The 16,464-nt window shown below is 69.0% G+C and carries 16 protein-coding genes; 13 read left to right on the top strand and 3 right to left on the bottom strand.

Annotation, left to right across the window (positions count from 1 at the left end):
- The first annotated feature begins 68 nt into the window (after window positions 1-68).
- The gene (dcd, locus tag FK267_RS11070) at window positions 69-704 is read left to right on the top strand and encodes a dCTP deaminase (RefSeq protein WP_009406034.1); all 636 of its coding nucleotides are present in this window, start codon (window positions 69-71) and stop codon (window positions 702-704) included.
- Complete coding sequence (locus tag FK267_RS11075; RefSeq protein ID WP_141407229.1) at window positions 701-1,828, top strand: hypothetical protein; 1,128 nt, start codon at window positions 701-703, stop codon at window positions 1,826-1,828. Before dcd ends, FK267_RS11075 begins: the two co-directional genes overlap by 4 nt.
- A 302-nt stretch (window positions 1,829-2,130) precedes the next feature.
- Here FK267_RS11075 and FK267_RS11080 read toward each other — a convergent pair whose 3' ends face one another.
- Window positions 2,131-2,973, bottom strand: a complete 843-nt coding sequence (locus tag FK267_RS11080) for a 3'-5' exonuclease (RefSeq protein WP_141407230.1) — start codon at window positions 2,971-2,973, stop codon at window positions 2,131-2,133.
- Between the two features lie 262 nt (window positions 2,974-3,235).
- On the opposite strand from FK267_RS11080, the gene FK267_RS11085 reads away from it, so the two are divergent.
- Entirely contained in the window at window positions 3,236-4,087 is an 852-nt protein-coding gene (locus FK267_RS11085) for a serine hydrolase domain-containing protein (protein ID WP_141407231.1), read from the top strand.
- A 59-nt stretch (window positions 4,088-4,146) separates the two neighbouring features.
- Here the strand turns inward: FK267_RS11085 and FK267_RS11090 are convergent, their stop codons facing one another.
- Window positions 4,147-4,956: an exodeoxyribonuclease III gene (locus tag FK267_RS11090; protein WP_141407315.1), complete on the bottom strand. Its 810-nt coding sequence runs from the start codon at window positions 4,954-4,956 to the stop codon at window positions 4,147-4,149.
- A gap of 64 nt (window positions 4,957-5,020) precedes the next feature.
- Between FK267_RS11090 and FK267_RS11095 the strand changes: the two genes are divergently transcribed.
- The 9 genes from FK267_RS11095 (at window position 5,021) to FK267_RS11140 (ending at window position 13,701) form a co-directional block, all read left to right on the top strand.
- Entirely contained in the window at window positions 5,021-5,794 is a 774-nt protein-coding gene (locus FK267_RS11095; protein ID WP_141407232.1) for an SDR family NAD(P)-dependent oxidoreductase, read from the top strand.
- Between the two features lie 264 nt (window positions 5,795-6,058).
- Entirely contained in the window at window positions 6,059-6,556 is a 498-nt protein-coding gene (tpx, locus tag FK267_RS11100; RefSeq protein ID WP_003787762.1) for a thiol peroxidase, read from the top strand.
- 123 nt (window positions 6,557-6,679) lie between these two features.
- Entirely contained in the window at window positions 6,680-7,249 is a 570-nt protein-coding gene (gene pyrE, locus FK267_RS11105) for an orotate phosphoribosyltransferase (RefSeq protein WP_070510411.1), read from the top strand.
- The gene (locus FK267_RS11110; protein WP_373693224.1) at window positions 7,246-8,001 is read left to right on the top strand and encodes a TrmH family RNA methyltransferase; all 756 of its coding nucleotides are present in this window, start codon (window positions 7,246-7,248) and stop codon (window positions 7,999-8,001) included. The genes pyrE and FK267_RS11110 overlap by 4 nt, the downstream gene beginning before the upstream one ends.
- Before the next feature lie 197 nt (window positions 8,002-8,198).
- On the top strand, window positions 8,199-9,248 hold the full coding sequence (gene fbaA / locus FK267_RS11115; RefSeq protein WP_075379121.1) for a class II fructose-bisphosphate aldolase: 1,050 nt from the start codon (window positions 8,199-8,201) through the stop codon (window positions 9,246-9,248).
- 410 nt (window positions 9,249-9,658) lie between these two features.
- On the top strand, window positions 9,659-11,002 hold the full coding sequence (locus FK267_RS11125; protein ID WP_070510407.1) for an ABC transporter substrate-binding protein: 1,344 nt from the start codon (window positions 9,659-9,661) through the stop codon (window positions 11,000-11,002).
- A gap of 191 nt (window positions 11,003-11,193) precedes the next feature.
- Entirely contained in the window at window positions 11,194-12,039 is an 846-nt protein-coding gene (locus tag FK267_RS11130) for a carbohydrate ABC transporter permease (protein ID WP_003787752.1), read from the top strand.
- Complete coding sequence (locus FK267_RS11135) at window positions 12,036-12,932, top strand: carbohydrate ABC transporter permease (RefSeq protein WP_070510404.1); 897 nt, start codon at window positions 12,036-12,038, stop codon at window positions 12,930-12,932. Before FK267_RS11130 ends, FK267_RS11135 begins: the two co-directional genes overlap by 4 nt.
- A gap of 112 nt (window positions 12,933-13,044) precedes the next feature.
- Window positions 13,045-13,701: a MusI family membrane protein gene (locus FK267_RS11140; RefSeq protein WP_141407233.1), complete on the top strand. Its 657-nt coding sequence runs from the start codon at window positions 13,045-13,047 to the stop codon at window positions 13,699-13,701.
- Window positions 13,702-13,797: 96 nt separating this feature from the next.
- On the opposite strand, the gene FK267_RS11145 is transcribed toward FK267_RS11140, so the two are convergent.
- Entirely contained in the window at window positions 13,798-14,931 is a 1,134-nt protein-coding gene (locus FK267_RS11145) for an LppM family (lipo)protein (protein WP_141407234.1), read from the bottom strand.
- Window positions 14,932-15,057: 126 nt separating this feature from the next.
- On the opposite strand from FK267_RS11145, the gene FK267_RS11150 reads away from it, so the two are divergent.
- The gene (locus FK267_RS11150) at window positions 15,058-16,344 is read left to right on the top strand and encodes an adenylosuccinate synthase (RefSeq protein ID WP_141407235.1); all 1,287 of its coding nucleotides are present in this window, start codon (window positions 15,058-15,060) and stop codon (window positions 16,342-16,344) included.
- Window positions 16,345-16,464 lie beyond the last annotated feature (120 nt).

Genomic DNA, 16,464 nt, shown 5'->3' on the forward strand with positions numbered 1-16,464 from the left:
GGGCCTCCGGATTCCCCAGGGCCGGAATCCGTGTGACGCCTCCGGGAGGACCTGGCACAATCGGGCCCGTGCTGCTCTCAGACCGCGATATCCGCACCGAGCTCGACGCCGGGCGGGTCGTCCTCGACCCCTACGACCCCGAGATGATTCAGCCGGCCTCCATCGACGTGCGCCTGGACCGCTGGTTCCGTCTCTTCGACAACCACCGCTACCCGGTCATCGACCCGGCCGCCGACCAGGAGGGGCTGACCCACCTGGTCGATGTCGGGGCCGACGAGCCCTTCGTCCTGCACCCCGGGGAGTTCGTCCTGGGCGCCACCTACGAGCGCATCACCCTGCCCGACGACGTCGCCGCCCGTCTGGAGGGCAAGTCGAGCCTGGGGCGCCTGGGGCTGTTGACCCACTCCACTGCCGGATTCATCGACCCCGGCTTCACCGGTCACGTCACCCTGGAGCTGTCCAACACGGCCACGATGCCCATCAAGCTCTGGCCGGGGATGAAGGTGGGGCAGCTGTGCTTCTTCCGCCTGTCCAGCCCGGCCCAGGCCCCCTACGGCTCGGGCGCCACCGGTTCGCGCTACCAGGGGCAGCGCGGACCGACGGCCTCCCGTTCCCACCAGTCCTTCCACCGCACCCGCATCCCCGACACCCCGGCGGCCCCCGCCGACGGCGCCGCTCCCATCTCCCAGGAGAAGCACCTATGAGCGACTCGACCGACTTCGCCGTCTCCCTGCCCACCGACACCGGCACCTTCACCGCCGCCTCCATGCTGCCGGTCGGGCTGCTGGACACCAACCACGTCCTGCTCCTGGCCGACGACGTCGCCCCCGACGAGGTGGAGGCCCTGGCCCTGTCACAGGACATCCAGTCCGGCTGGGTGGGGGTCTCCAGCCTCCAGCTCTTTCCCGGGGTCTCCCTGCTGGGGCCCTGGAAGGTCGACGCCGAGATGCGCAGCCTCCTGGGTGCGCCGGAGTGGACCACCCAGCTGATGATTCTGGACTGCCCCCGCATCCGTGCCGGCGCCCTGCCGGCCGAGCTCGCCGGCCTGGACCCGCTCTCCGACGCCTTCCCCAATGCCCAGCCCACGGGGGCCGAGCTGGTGGCCCTCACCCGCCTGCGCGCCATCGCACGACGCCTGGCCGGGGCCCTGAGGCTCATTCCGGGAGGGGACAACGAGAACCCGGTGCTGGTCGAGCCCAGCCCGGAGGTCTCGGCCTCCCTGACCGTCTACGCCCCGGTGTGGCTCGGCCCGGAGGACCTGGTGGCCGTCCTGCAGCCGGTGGCCCCCGAGGTGAGCGCCGCGCTGGAGGCTGTTCAGCCGCGGGGCGCCGTCGGGCTGGACGCCATCGATCCCGAGCAGCTGGAGAGCCTCGTCGAGCGCATCGGCCCGGATGTTTTCGAGAAGGCCTGGCGCGGCTCGGAGAAGGTCCGCCAGGACACGATGCGCCAGGAGATCGTCGCCGCCGCCACCGGCAATGTCATTGAGGAGGTGCGTGACGGCTACGCGGTCGTCACCCCGGTCGACCCCGAGCACGAGGGCTGGGGGCGCATCGAGGTGCGTGCCGGCGCCACCGACGGGCTGCCCCTGGCCGTGCGCGGCGAGCCGTGGGCGCGCGGGGCGGTTCTGTCCTACGACCTGCGCTGGATCCCGCAGGACCAGGCCGACGCCTACGCCGAAGTGGTCTCCCGCTCCCGGCGCCGCGAGCGCCAGACCGCCCGGGACCTGGTCGAGGAGCTCGCCACCGTCCTGGTGGCCGCCGTCTCCGGGGTGGCCGTGGACGACGACGGATTCCTCGTCTCCCTGGGTGAGGACGCCGAGGAGGCCTGAGGGGCCTCGCCGGGAGGCGTGGCGCCGTGCGGTCCCTTGAAGGCACCGTCGTCGTGACCCACTGAGCGAGGGCCGGGTGCTGGTCGATGAGGCGCGGGGCGCCCCGAGCCGTGGGGCTGCGCCCGTGCGGACAGCCCCGGGGCGGGACGTCCTGTGGGATGTGGAGTAGCCGGCCGGGGCGCGGTCGGCTGAACCGAGGACTGCGTTTCCCGCCCGGAACGTACTTCTCCTCCAGATGACTGAGGCCGTACCCCAGTCGTCTGGAGGAGAACACAGTCCTCGTGGGAGAAGTAAGTCCCCGATCAGGAACGGAGCGGCGACACCCGGCCCGGTGGCCCTGATCCCGAGCGGGCCGGCCCCGAGGACTCGGGCTCGGGACGGGCTCGCTCAGCACCGGGCGTGGTGCGCACCGTGAGACGTTCGATGCCGTTCCTCGCCTTTGCCTCGTCCCAGTGCCAGCCGGTGAAGCGGCGAGCCTCAACGAGCGAGCGGGCCCAGGCCACCGGCTCCTCGCCCCGCTGAGCCCCCACCGCCAGGTAGTGGCGCAGTAGGCCAGCAGCGGCCAGGGCGTCGTCGAGCGCATTGTGGTGGCGGCCGATCTCCACCCCGGCCACCTCGCAGCAGGTGGTCAGTCGGCGTGATGGCGTCGTCATGAAATGGCGCGCCCACTCCATCGTGCACACCCGCGGCACCCGCGCGCCCCGGTCGAGCAGCCCCCGTGTCCCCAGCGCCTGGGTGAGGAATCCGACGTCGAAGCGGGCATTGTGGGCCACCACCGCCCGCCCGGCCAGGTCGGCCACCAGCAGGTCGGCGACCTCATCGAAGCCGGGCGCCCCGATGAGCTCCTCGGCGACAAGACCGTGGATATGGGTGGGGCCCACGTCCACACCCGCGCCGGGGGCGATGAGCGTGGACCAGCTGCGCTCGACGCGCCCGGCGGCGTCGGTCAGTACGAGCGCGACCTCCAGGATCGAGTCCGTTGTGGGGGACAGGCCGGTGGTCTCCAGGTCGACGACGGCGTAGCCGACCCCGGTTGCCTCGGCCAGCTCTGCGGGTGTGGGAGTGGCGTCCGCCTGGCCGGGGGCCATGGGGGAACGGGGGCGCAGTGGGCGGCGGTCGGCGGGTGGGCGGTGGTAGAAGGGCATCGCCCCGATCCTCTCGCGAGCCGGCAGATTTCGCCCAGTCACGGCGCGTCGGGTCGTGGCCGGGGTGCTCCGGGCCGGCTGTGGGCTGGCCTGGGTGGTCCGGGCCGGCTGTGGGCTGGCCCGGGTGGCTCCGGGCGGCCGGCTCTCGCGGCCGTGCCCTACGGTTCGCAGACGGAGGTGGGGGCAGCCCCCGGGCGTAAGGTACGGTCGCGAGGGCGCTCGGCCGGCCGCGTCGAGTGCCGATCCCAGGTGAGGAGGAGCGATGACCACCCCGGATACCCCTCAGGTGCCGGCCCCTGCCCTGCCGGCGCTGGCCGCCTTCCCCTTCCCCACCGCCCTCGTCGTGACCGGTAGGTCCGCCGCCGGTGAGGGCGTGCTCCTCGAGGCCGGGGACGTCGATGAGGTCTTCCCCTTCGCCTCGGTGACCAAGCCGATCGTTGCCTGGGCTGCCCTGGTCGCCGTCGACCGGGGACTGCTGGACCTGGAGGCCCCCGCCGGTTCGCCCGCGCCCGACGGCGCGACCATCGAGAACCTGCTGTCCCACTCCTCGGGGATCGCGGCCGACTCCGACGAGCGCCTGGCGGCCCCAGGCACGCGCCGCATCTACTCCAACCGCGGCATCGAGATCCTGGGGGAGCGGCTCGAGGAGGCCACCGGCACTCCCCTGGAGACCTGGGTGGAGACCACCGTGCTCGAGCCCCTGGGGATGGCCAGCGTCCTCATCCCCGGATCCCCCGCCCACTCCGGGGAGGGCAGCGCCCGCGACCTGTCCCTGTTCGCCCGCGAGCTGGCCGCGCCGAGGCTCGTCTCGCCCGCGCTCGCGCAGCGCGCCCGCACGCCGGTCCTGCCCGGCCTCGACGGCGTTCTACCCGGCTACGGGCGACAGACCCCCAACCCCTTCGGGCTGGGGGTGGAGGTGCGCGGAGCCAAGTCCCCGCACTGGACCGGGGCCGGCAACAGCGAGCAGACCTTCGGGCACTTCGGCCAGTCGGGCTCCTTCATCTGGGTGGATCCGGTCGCCGAGCGCCAGGCCGTCTTCCTGGGGGCCAAGCCCTTCGGGGCGGTTCACCGGCGGACCTGGTCCGAGCTCGGCGACCAGATCCTGGCCTTGTAGGGGACTGTGGGCGAAGGGTGTCTGATGTCCGCCCACTCGCGGGGCCGTCGCCCTCGGCCTCAGTTGACCTCGACAATGACGGGGACGTGGTCGGAGGCGCCCTTGCCCTTGCGCTCGTCGCGGTCGATGGCGGCGCCGGTGACGCGGCCCGCCAGGGCCGGCGAGGCATAGACGAAGTCAATGCGCATGCCCTCGTTCCTCGGGAAGCGCAGCTTCTGATAGTCCCAGTACGTGTAGTTGGTGACCCGCTCGCGCGTGACCTCACGCATGCCCGCCTCGGCGAAGGCGGCGAAGGCCTCCCGCTCCGGCTCCGAGACGTGGGTGGCGCCCTCGAAGACGCTCATGTCCCACACGTCCTCGTCGCGCGGCGCCACGTTCCAGTCGCCCACCAGCGCCAGCGGCAGGTCGGGCTCGGCCTCGAGCCAGGCGGTGACGTCGTCGCGCAGCACCCGCAGCCAGTCGAGCTTGTACGTGTAGTGCGGGTGGGTGAGCTCGCGGCCGTTGGGCACGTACAGGCTCCACAGACGCACCGGCGCCGCATCCGAGGCCGCACCCACCGTCGCCCCCAGCGCCCGGGCCTCCACGACCGGCTCAGCCTCGGGCTTGGCCGCCCAGGCGGGCTGGCCCGGGAAGGAGGTGGTGACGTCGTCGAGGCCCACGCGTGAGGCGATCGCCACCCCGTTCCACTGGTTGAGCCCGTGGATGGCCAGCTCGTAGCCGGCGGCCTCGAAGGGCTCGACTGGGAACTGGTCGGGGCGGCACTTGATCTCCTGCATCGCCAGGGCGTCGATGTCCTCACGCTCCAGGAAGGCCAGGACGCGGTCGACGCGGGTGCGGATGGAGTTGACGTTCCAGGTGGCCAGGCGCATGGCAGCAGAGTAGCCGGTGTCTGATTCCCATTGAGCACTCACCAATCGCTCCTAGTCTGCGGCCATGGGAACAGCACTTGTCACCGGGGCCACGAGCGGTCTCGGCCTGGAGATCGCCTGGCAGCTCGCCCAGGCCCGTCATGACCTCGTCCTCGTGGCGCGCACCCCCGAGCGGCTGCGGGTGGTGGCCGAGGAGATGCGCCAGTTCGCAGGCGTCCAGGTGGAGACTCTGCAGGCCGACCTGTCCAAGCGCGATGAGCTTGAGCGCGTCGCCGAGCGCCTGCAGGAGACGAGCAAGCCCGTGGGACTCCTGGTCAATAACGCCGGCTTCGGGCTGGGGCAGCGCTTCGTCGGGGGAGACCTGGCCCGCGAGGAGGATGCCCTCAACGTCATGGTCCGAGCGGTCATGGTGGCCTCCCACGCGGCGGCCGGCGCCATGGTGGAGCGCGGCCGCGGCGCCATTCTCAACGTCTCCTCCATGACCGCGCACACCGCCATGGGCACCTACGCCGCCCACAAGGCCTGGGTGCTGCGGTTCACCGAGGGGCTGGCCGCCGAGCTCGCCGGCACCGGGGTGAGCGCCACGGCGCTGTGCCCGGGGCTGGTGCACACCGGGTTCCACGCCGCGGCCGGCATCGACGAGACCCAGTGGAAGGCGCCGCTGTGGCTGGACGCCGAGCGAGTGGCCATCGACGGCCTGGCGGCGGTGCGGCGCGGCCAGGTCATCTGCACCCCGAGCTTGCGCTACCGCAGTGCCAACGCCGTGCTGCGGCTGGTGCCCCGCTGGTTCGTGCGCCGGGTGGTCGGGCCGGAACGCTCCGGCCAGGGGCGCGACTGAGGCCGTCGGGGCTCGCCGGTGGCGCAAAGTGTCACAGATGGCGACTATTCGGGGGCGATCACCATTGCTGCCGACCTTCCCAAGGCGCTGACCAGCGCAGATGCGGCGAGGTTGGCGGATGCTGGCGGATACTGCCTCCTAAAAGTCGCCAATCGCGACAGATCCGGGCGCGTGCACCGGCTCGCGGTCCGATCCCGTCGCGGAATCGCCCAGGGCTGAGCGCCCCCGCTGGTCAGGAGCGCCGTGACCTGCAACGATCGCACCATGGCTTCCATTACCTTCCACGGAGACCCCGTCAGCACCGTCGGCGAGCTTCCCGCTGTGGGCTCGGCCGCGCCCGCCTTCGACCTCGTGGGCGCCGACCTCGCCCCGGTCACCAGCCAGTCCCTGGCCGGCCGCCGCGTGGTCCTCAACATCTTCCCCTCGGTGGACACAGGGGTGTGCGCCGCCTCCGTGCGCCAGTTCAACAAGCTGGCCTCCGAGCTGGACAACACGACCGTGGTCTGCGTCTCCGCCGACCTGCCCTTCGCCGGAGCCCGCTTCTGCGGCGCCGAGGGCCTCACCAACGTGGTCACCGGCTCGACCTTCCGCTCCACCTTCGGCGCCGACTACGGCGTCACCCTGGCCGACGGCCCGCTGGCCGGCCTGCTGTCGCGCGCTGTCGTGGTCCTCGACGAGTCCGGCAAGGTCGTCTACACCGAGCAGGTCCCCGAGGTCGGCCAGGAGCCCGACTACGACGCCGCCGTGGCCGCCCTGTCCTGACTCCTTCTTCCGCTGAGCCGCCAGGAGCCCGCCCCGTCCGCACCGCGCGGGCGAGGGCGGGCTCCTGTCCGTAGTGGGTGTCTACCCGGCGCGCAGCCCCCGAGTCCCACTACCATCGGAGCCGTGAGCACCAACGACTCCCACATCACCCGCCTGGCCGAGCTCGTCAACGAGCTGTCCGTCGTCCGTGGCAAGGTCACCCTCGCCTCCGGCCTCGAGTCCGACTTCTACGTGGACATGCGCCGCGCCACCCTCCATCACGAGGCCGCCCCCCTCATCGGCCACGTCATGCTCGACATGCTCGAGGAGGCGGGCCTGGGCACCGACGAGATCGACGCCGTCGGCGGCCTGACCATGGGGGCCGACCCCGTGGCCGCCGCCATGCTGCACGCCGCGGCCTCGCGTGGCCTGGACCTGGACGCCTTCGTCGTGCGCAAGGCCGCCAAGGACCACGGCATGCGCCGGCGCATCGAGGGCCCCGACGTCGCCGGGCGCCGCGTGGTGGTCCTGGAGGACACCTCCACCACCGGCGGCTCGCCCCTGGAGGCCGTCGAGGCCCTGCGCGAGGCAGGTGCCGACGTGCGGGCCGTGGCCGTCATCGTGGACCGGGCCACCGGCGCGCGCGAGCGCATTGAGGCCGCCGGCTTGCCCTACTACGCAGCGCTCGGTCTGGCCGACCTCGGCCTGGAGTGAGCACCCGACGACGCCCGCAGACGGTTGGGGCGGCCCCCGAGGCTCCCGCCGACCTGCCTGAGGGGGAGTACCTGTCCGCGGCGCCCTCAGCAGATTCTGTGGCGGGTCCGGAGGAGGACCGGCCTGCCGACGTCCGTCAGGTGGGGGTCGGCCCCTGGCCCGGCGGCCCCGAGGCCTGGCCCACCGACCCCTGCTATGACCGCGAGCTGCTCGCCGACGGTGACCGGCGCAATGTCGTCGACCGCTACCGCTACTGGACCATCGCGGCCATCCGCGCCGACCTGGCCGCCCGGGCCCACCGGCTGCACATCGCCATCGAGAACGTCAGCCAGGACCTCAACATCGGCTCCATCGTGCGCAGTGCCAACGCCTTCAACGTGGCCGGCGTCCACATCATCGGCCGACGCCGCTGGAACAAGCGCGGCGCCATGGTCACCAACCGCTACCTGGACGTGCGCCACCACCCCGAGCCCGGTGAGCTGCTCGCCTGGGCGCGGGCCGAGGGCTATGAGGTCATCGGCATCGACAACGGCCCCGGGGCCCAGCCCCTGGAGGCCGCCGACCTGCCCGAGCGCTGCCTCATGGTCTTCGGCTCCGAGGGGGAGGGCATCAGCCCCGAGCTGAGCGCCGGCTGCTCCCGGCTGCTGCGCATCGGTCAGTACGGCTCCACCCGCTCCATCAACGTGGCGGCCGCTGCGGCCGTGGCGATGCACTCCTGGATCCTCCAGCACGCGGGGCCGGCGCCCGACTGACCCGGGGCCGTCGCGGCCCGCTGGGACGGCCCGCCCCGTGGGAGGCGGGGCCAAACCGCCCCTGAACAGAGGTCATGCTGCCGGACTGCTGCCTGACCGGCGCCCGACCTGGGACCATGATCCGGTTCACGTGGCCTCGAATTCGTGGAACAATCGGCCCCGCACCACTGACTCATACAGACATCAGGAGGCACCCAGTGGCCATTGCAACCCCGGAGTCCTACGCCGACATGCTTGACCGCGCGAAGGCCGGCAAGTATGCCATCCCCGCGATCAACGTCACCTCATCGCAGACGCTCTCCGCCGCCCTCCAGGGCTTCACCGAGGCCGAGTCCGACGGCATCGTCCAGGTCTCCAACGGGGGCGCCGCCTACTGGTCCGGCTCCTCCCGCGCCGACAGGGTCAAGGGCTCCCTGGCCATGTCCGCCTACGCCTACTCGATCGCCGACCTGTACCCGATCACCTTCGCGCTGCACACGGACCACTGCCCGCGCAAGCTGGTCGACACCTGGCTCAGGCCGCTGCTCGAGATCGAGATCGAGCAGGCCAAGCGCGGCGAGCCCACCGCCTTCCAGTCCCACATGTGGGACGGCTCCGCCGAGACCCTCGACGACAACATCAAGCTCGCCGTCGAGCTGCTGGCCATGAGCAAGAAGGCCAACACCATCCTGGAGATCGAGATCGGCGCCGTCGGCGGCGAGGAGGACGGCATCAAGGGCGAGGAGAACGCCAGCCTCTACACCACGGCCGACGACGCCTGGGCCGCCGTCGAGGCCCTGGGCCTGGGCGAGAACGGCCGCTACACCACGGCGCTGACCTTCGGCAACGTGCACGGCGCCTACAAGCCCGGCCACGTCAAGCTCCGCCCCGAGCTCCTGGGCGAGATCCAGGCCGACGTCGCCAAGCGCCTCGGCGACCGCCTGTCCTCCAAGGTCGGCGACAAGAGCTCGCCCTTCGACCTGGTCATGCACGGCGGCTCCGGCTCCACCGCCGAGGAGATCGCCACGGCCGTGCGCAACGGCGTCATCAAGATGAACGTGGACACCGACACCCAGTACGCCTTCACGCGCCCGGTGGCGGACCACATGTTCAAGAACTACGACGGCGTGCTCAAGATCGACGGCGAGGTCGGCTCCAAGAAGGCCTACGACCCGCGCGCCTGGGGCAAGGCCGCCGAGAAGGGCATGGCCGCCCGCGTCGTCGAGGCCTGCGAGCGCCTCGGCTCCGTCGGCTCCGCCCGCAAGTGAGTCCTCACCCCGTACGGGGTTGAGCGGCGACTGATCGCTGCGCGTGGCCCCGGCACCCCTGTGGTGCCGGGGCCACGTCCTGTTCGCGCAGGGGGTGGTGGGGTCGGTGGAGAGGCTCCCGACGGCGAACTGATCGATCGGTTGCATTCTTGCAAAGGGGGATAAGCGATGATGGTGTCTCCTGGAGGGGAGGCAGGATCTGCGACCTGCCGGGGTGAACGGCCTGTCGAACGAAAGATGTCTGGCTGAGACCCAGGCCACTGATTGCAAACCTTGCAGCAATACGGGCGGAAATGTGCCATGATAGGTCGTCGCCGTTGAGCCGACGGGTCCGCCGCCGGCGACACGGCAGTCGCACCTTGCGGACGCCTCTGTCCGCGCCTGTCCCATGCGTCCAAAGGAGGACCCCAATGCGACTCATCTCCCGCCGCTCCATGCTCGGTGGAACTGCTGCGATCGCCGTCGCCGCGACCCTGGCGGCCTGCTCGAAGGGCTCGTCCGGTTCCGACGGCGCCGGAGGCGTCTACTTCCTCAACTTCAAGCCCGAGTCGGAGCAGGCCTTCAAGGACATCGCGGCCGCCTACACCAAGAAGACCGGTGTGAACGTCAAGGTCGTCACCGCTGCTTCCGGCACCTACGAGCAGACCCTGAAGTCCGAGGTCGCCAAGTCCAACCCGCCCACGCTGTTCAACCTCAACGGCCCTGTGGGCTACGGCAACTGGAAGGACTACGCCTCCGACCTGTCCGACGCCGACTTCACCAAGCAGCTGACGGATGAGTCCATGGCCCTCAAGGGCGACGAGGGCAAGATCGTGGGCGTCCCGCTGGCCATCGAGGGCTACGGCATCATCTACAACGCCGCCATCCTCAAGAAGTACTTCGGCATGGAGGGTGCCAAGGCCACCTCCGTCGACCAGATCAAGGGCTTCGACAAGCTCAAGGAGGTCGTCGAGGACATGCAGGCCAAGAAGGCCGACCTCGGTATTGAGGGCGTCTTCGCCGCGACCTCGCTGTCCCCCGGTGAGGACTGGCGCTGGCAGACCCACCTGGCCAACTACCCCGTCTACTACGAGTACCGCGACGCCAAGGTCGACGACCTCGACGAGGTCAAGCTGACCTACTCGGACAACTACAAGAAGATCTTCGACCTCTACCTCAACAACTCCACCATCAAGCCCACCGAGGCCAGTGCCAAGACGGTCACCGACTCCATGGCCGACTTCGCCCTGGGCAAGGCCGCCATGGTCCAGAACGGCAACTGGGGCTGGTCGCAGATCTCCGAGGTCTCCGGCAACACGGTCAAGGCCGAGGACGTCCACTTCATGCCGATCTACGTCGGCGTCTCCGGAGAGGACAAGTCCAACATCGCCATCGGCACCGAGAACTACCTGACGATCAACTCCCAGGCCGCCGAGGGCGACCAGAAGGCCACCAAGGACTTCCTCACCTGGCTGTTCACCGATGCCGAGGGTTCCAAGATGGCCGCCGAGAAGCTCAGCATCATCGCGCCCTACAAGGCATACGCCGAGCTGGCCCCCTCCGACCCGCTGGGCAAGGAGGTCTCCGCGGCCATCAACAACAAGGACCTCACGCCCGTCAAGTGGGTCTTCCCGACCTTCCCGAGCCAGGACTTCAAGGACCAGCTCGGCCAGCACCTGGCGCAGTACGCCTCCGGCAGCGAAGACTGGGCGAAGGTCAAGGACTTCTTCGTGACCACCTGGGCCTCGGAGAAGAAGGCGTCCAAGGAGGGCTGACATCTCAGAGTCGCTCGAGCCCACCGCCGAGGGTGCTGCTCCAGCGGGCATTGCGACGGCGACTCATCTCCCCATCCCCTCTCCTGTCGGGGCGGCACGTTCGAGCCGTTCGTCTCGCGCGCTGCCGCCCCGGTGGGAGCTCTCTGGTACCCGCCCACGCAGGCGGTTGCCGGTCGCACCTCGAGGTAGTTATGACCAAGGCACTGAAAAAGTTCTTCCCAGTATTTGCAGGGCCAACCCTGTTGGCCTTCATGATCGCGTTCATCGTCCCCTTCTTCATGGGGCTCTATCTCTCCTTCACCAAGTTCAGCACCCTCACCAATGCGCGGTTCGTGGGCACTGACAACTACGCCAGGGCCCTGGGGGAGCGCAGCGACTTCCCGCAGGCTCTCCTCTTCACCGCCGTCGTCTCGATCATCTCGATCATCACGGTGAACCTGGGGGCCTTCGCCCTGGCCTACTTCCTGACCCGCAAGCTGCGCGGCACCAACTTCTTCCGTGCCGTCTTCTTCATGCCCAACCTCATCGGCGGCATCGTCCTGGGCTACACCTGGCAGGTGATGCTCAATGCGCTCCTGCAGCGCTGGGGCCAGACGATCGTCAACGACTGGCGACTGGGGCTGGCCGGACTGGTCATGCTCGTCAACTGGCAGCTCATGGGCTACATGATGGTCATCTACATCGCCGGTCTGCAGAATGTGCCGCCCGAGCTCATCGAGGCCTCGCAGATCGACGGCGCCAGCAGGTGGCAGACGCTGCGCAACGTGACGCTGCCGATGATTATGCCCTCGATCACCATCTGCCTGTTCCTCACTCTGGCCAACACCTTCAAGATGTACGACCAGAACCTCGCCCTGACCAATGGTGCGCCCGCTAAGCAGACTCAGATGGCCGCGCTCAGTATCGTCAACACGATGTACAAGAAGATCGGCCAGGAGGGCGTCGCCCAGGCCGAGGCCGTCATCTTCTTCCTCATCGTCGCCGCCATCGCGCTCATCCAGCTGAGCGCCACTCGTTCCAAGGAGGTCGACGCGTGAGCACCGCCGTCAAGACTCAGTCCCCCGCTTCAGCCGCCCCTGCCGGTCAGAAGGTCGCTCCGCAGACGACGGGGCAGAAGACACTCGTGGGGCTGCTGGCCGTCCTGGCCTTCGTGTGGGTCATCCCGCTGGCCTTCATCGTCATCAACTCCTTCAAGGGCAAGTTCTACATCTCCGACAGCCCCTTCGCCCTGCCGACGGCGAAGACCTTCGCCGGCCTGGACAACTACGCCACCGGCCTGGCCCTGTCGGGCTTCGCCAGCGCCATGGGCTGGTCGCTGTTCATCACCGTGGGCTCCGTCGTCGTCATCGTGTCCCTCACGGCGATGACCGCCTACTACATCACCCGCATCAAGACGTGGTGGACCTCCATGATCTACTACGCCTTCGCCTTCTCCATGATCGCTCCCTTCCAGATGGTCATGTTCCCCACCGTCAAGGTGGCCGACCAGCTCGGCCTGGCCACTCCCTGGGGCATGATCGTCCTCTACCTCGGTTTCGGTGGGGGGCTGTCGGTGTTCCTGTTCGCCGGCTTCATCAAGTCGATCCCCATGGAGATCGAGGAGGCCGCCTACATGGACGGCTGCTCGCCCCTGCAGACCTACTTCAAGGTGGTCATGCCGCTGCTCAAGCCGACGGCGGTCACGGTGGCGATCCTCAACGCCATGTGGGTGTGGAACGACTTCCTCCTGCCCAACCTCGTCATCGGCCAGGACGAGCGCTACAAGACGGTTCCGATCGTCATCCAGTCCCTCGTCGGCTCCAACGGCAACCGGGACATGGGTGCCCAGATGGCCATGCTCGTCTTCGCCATCGTCCCGATCGTCGCCTTCTACCTCTTCGGTCAGAAGCACATCATCGAGGGTGTGGCCGCGGGGGCGGTCAAGGGCTGATCCCCTCATACCTGCTCTGATACGGGCGGTTCTCAAGGCCCCACTTCCGGCCTGGAGAACCGCCCGTATCATGTCCACCTGTTACTGCCCGAGTCCCCACGAAGGAGCCCCTGTGGCGCTGTTCCCCGGCCCTGACAGCCCGGCCTACCGGGCCTGGTCCGCAGCGGCGGATGTTGTCATCCTCAACGTCCTCACCCTGGCGGGCTGCCTGCCGGTGGTGACGGCGGGCGCCTCCCTGACGGCCTGCGCCCGGGTGGCCGGTGAGATGGTGGCCGACGACGATCCGGCGGTCATGAGCACCTGGTGGCGCTCCTTCCGTCTCAACCTGCGCCAGTCCCTGGCCTGGTGGCTGCCGGTACTCGTCCTGGTGGCCCTGAGTGCCTGGGAGTACCTGCTCCTGTCCGACTCCTCCCTGGGGGAGAACAACGGCGGAGTAAGCGGTTCACTGTCCGGGCTGGTGCTGGCCGGGGGAGTGCTCCTGGCCGCGATCCTCGTCTGGCTGCTGCCGCTGGCCGCCTTCTTCGACGCGCCGGTCTCCCGGCACTTGTCCAATGCGCTTCGTCTCGCGGTGGGGCGTCTTGGAGTCACCGTGCTCGCTCTGGTGATCGTGGCGGCGCCCGCGATCGTCTTCTGGGGGCTGGCGGCCTCGCGGGCCGCGGTCGCATGGTTCATGGTTTTGATCGGGCCGGCTTTCCAGGCCTACCTCGTCGCCATGCTGCAGCGCTCCACCATGGTGGCGCTCCGCGGTGCTTCGACGTCGGAGTCCTGAATGATGCGAGCGCGCTTTCGGTGAGTGCGGCGTCATCACGCAGCGTCATGGCCCCGGAATCATTCGATTCCGGGGCCATGCGTCTGGGGGAGCTCGTCAGAACCGGTCGGTGTAAGGCGGCTGGTAGGGCTGGGCAGCGGGGTCGGTGTAGCCGGGCTGGTAGGGCTGCTGGCCTGGCTGACCCAGATGGTAGGGCTGCGGCGTTGGTTGGCTCGGCTGGTAGGGCTCGGCATAGCTGGGCTGGTAGGGCTGCGGCGTCGGCTGGCCTGGCTGGTAGGGCTCGGTGTAGCCGGGCTGGTAGGGCTGTGGCGTCGGCTGGCCCGGCTGGTAGGGCTCGGTGTAGCCGGGCTGGTAGGGCTGGGCAGCGGGCTCGGTGTAGCCGGGCTGGTAGGGCTGGGTGGCGGGCTCGGTGTAGCCGGGCTGGTAGGGCTGTGGCATCGGCTGGCCGAAGGGTGCCTGGTTGGGATCGTAGACCTGAGCGGCAGCCGTGTAGGCAACGAGCTGGGACTGCTTCTTCTTCCTCTGGTTCATGACAAGCACGCCCACAACGCCGCCCACGATGGCCACGGCAAGCGAACCGATCAGGATCCAGATCCACACGGGAGTGGAGCTGCTGTCCTCCTCTGCCGCTGCGCCCTGCGAGCTGCCTGTCGCTGCGCTCTTGGCGGGCTCGTCCTTCCCCTTGACCTCATGCTTGTCGTTGTCCTTGAAGGAGACCTTGGTGCCCTCGACCGTGCCGCCGTCGGCCTCGGTGACCTTACCCGGGAAGGTCACCGACTGAGAGATCTCGGTGACGTCCTCGTCGCTGATGCTGTCGAAATTCAGCGTCTGAACGATGTACTCGTCGCCCTCGTGCTTGATGTTCTTCGAGGACGTGGAGATGGAGTCGGTCCCCTCCATCGTGCATGTGCGGGTGCCGTCCTTCTCCACGAACTTCACCTTGAAGTCATCGTAGGGCGAGTCCTTGACAGTGGATGAGTCCTTGTTGCACATGCTCTTGCTGAGCGCCGGGATAGAGCCGCTCTCCGACATCGTGAGCTTCACGGAGAACGTGTTGTCCTCCTTAATGACGATGTCGCTGGAAATGTGGAAGTTCGTGTCGTCATCAGCCGTGGGGAGGGAGGACGCCGGGGTACCGATCAGAGCCAGGGTGGCGAATACGGTCAGGGCGACGAGGCCCGCCAGCGCAGGGCGCCGTGTGGAGCTGCGGTGGGCGGTGACATGAGGCATGTCCCCACCGTATCGCCTCCTGTATCTGTTGGTGGGGGACACCGGTGGGGACCTCTCCACCCGGCTCCGGTAGGCTAGAGGACGGTGTGTCCACCGGCACGCCGTCACTGAAGTCAGGGAGCAGCCATGCCAGCCGTTGTCGTCGTCGGGACCCAGTGGGGAGACGAGGGAAAGGGCAAGGCGACTGACCAGTTCGGTCAGGACGTCGACTACGTCGTGAAGTTCAACGGCGGCAACAACGCCGGACACACCGTCGTCATCGACGGTGAGAAGTTCGCCTTCCACCTCCTGCCGGCCGGTGTGCTCACTCCCGGGGTCACCCCCATCATCGGTAACGGCGTCGTCGTCGACCTGGAGGTCCTCTTCAACGAGATCGCTGAGATCACCTCCCGTGGCAAGGACGCCTCCAGCCTCCTCATCAGCGCCAACGCCCACATCATCCCCTCCTACAACCGGGTTCTGGACCGCACCACCGAGCGCTTCCTGGGCGCGCGTCAGCTGGGCACCACCGGCCGTGGGATCGGACCCACCTACGCGGACAAGATGAACCGCGTGGGCATCCGCGTCCAGGACCTCTTCGACGAGTCGATCCTGCGTCAGAAGGTGCACTCCGCTCTGGACCAGAAGAACAGCCTCTTCCTCAAGGTCTTCAACCGGGCCGCCATCGATGCCGACGCCGTCGCCGACGAGCTGCTGTCCTACGCCGACCGGGTCCGGCCCATGGTCGTCGACTGCTCCCTGGTGCTCAACCACGCCCTCGATCAGGGCAAGACCGTCCTGTTCGAGGCCGGCCAGGCCACGATGCTCGACATCGACCACGGCACCTACCCCTTCGTCACCTCCTCCAACCCCACTGCCGGCGGCGCCTGCACCGGCACCGGCGTGGGGCCCACCCGGATCGACTCGGTCGTCGGTGTCGTCAAGGCCTACACCACCCGCGTGGGGGAGGGGCCCTTCCCCACCGAGCTGCTCGACGACATGGGGGAGCGTCTTCGCACCGAGGGCGGCGAGTACGGGGTCACCACCGGCAGGCCACGCCGCTGCGGCTGGCACGACGCCGTCGTCACCCGCTACGCAGCACGCGTCAACGGGCTGACCGACCTGGTGATGACCAAGCTCGACGTCCTCACGGGGCACGAGACCATTCCGGTGTGCGTCGCCTATGACATCGACGGCGCCGTCACCCAGGAGATGCCGCTGACCCAGTCCGGCTTCCACCACGCCGTCCCCGTCTACGAGGAGCTGCCCGGCTGGAGCGAGGACATCAGCGAGGTCCGCCGCTTCGCCGACCTGCCTCAGGCGGCCCAGGACTATGTGCTGCGCATTGAGGAGCTGGCCCGCTGCCGCATCTCCGCCATCGGCGTCGGGCCGGGTCGCGAGGCCACGATCTCTCGTCACTCGCTCATCGGGTGACGTGAGGGCGCGGCGTCAGCGATAGCGGCTGCTCGACGTCGCCGTGCTCAGGAAGCGGAATAGAGAGCTTCCGGGAGCGTGTCCACCGTGGGCCGGCCGTGGTGCTACCAGCATGATGAC

Origin of the sequence: Actinomyces oris, assembly GCF_006546825.1 — a bacterium.
In the GTDB taxonomy this organism is placed as follows: Bacteria; Actinomycetota; Actinomycetes; order Actinomycetales; family Actinomycetaceae; genus Actinomyces; species Actinomyces oris.

Bases quoted from the DNA above. Each gene is read 5' to 3' on its own strand.
- FK267_RS11090 (WP_141407315.1), bottom strand. From the start codon at position 4,956: ATGCGCCTGGCCACCTGGAACGTCAACTCCATCCGCACCCGCGTCGAC.
- FK267_RS11095 (WP_141407232.1), top strand. From the start codon at position 5,021: ATGGGAACAGCACTTGTCACCGGGGCCACGAGCGGTCTCGGCCTGGAG.
- FK267_RS11085 (WP_141407231.1), top strand. From the start codon at position 3,236: ATGACCACCCCGGATACCCCTCAGGTGCCGGCCCCTGCCCTGCCGGCG.
- FK267_RS11130 (WP_003787752.1), top strand. From the start codon at position 11,194: ATGACCAAGGCACTGAAAAAGTTCTTCCCAGTATTTGCAGGGCCAACC.
- tpx (WP_003787762.1), top strand. From the start codon at position 6,059: ATGGCTTCCATTACCTTCCACGGAGACCCCGTCAGCACCGTCGGCGAG.
- FK267_RS11150 (WP_141407235.1), top strand. From the start codon at position 15,058: ATGCCAGCCGTTGTCGTCGTCGGGACCCAGTGGGGAGACGAGGGAAAG.
- FK267_RS11080 (WP_141407230.1), bottom strand. From the start codon at position 2,973: ATGCCCTTCTACCACCGCCCACCCGCCGACCGCCGCCCACTGCGCCCC.
- FK267_RS11145 (WP_141407234.1), bottom strand. From the start codon at position 14,931: ATGCCTCATGTCACCGCCCACCGCAGCTCCACACGGCGCCCTGCGCTG.
- FK267_RS11125 (WP_070510407.1), top strand. From the start codon at position 9,659: ATGCGACTCATCTCCCGCCGCTCCATGCTCGGTGGAACTGCTGCGATC.
- FK267_RS11075 (WP_141407229.1), top strand. From the start codon at position 701: ATGAGCGACTCGACCGACTTCGCCGTCTCCCTGCCCACCGACACCGGC.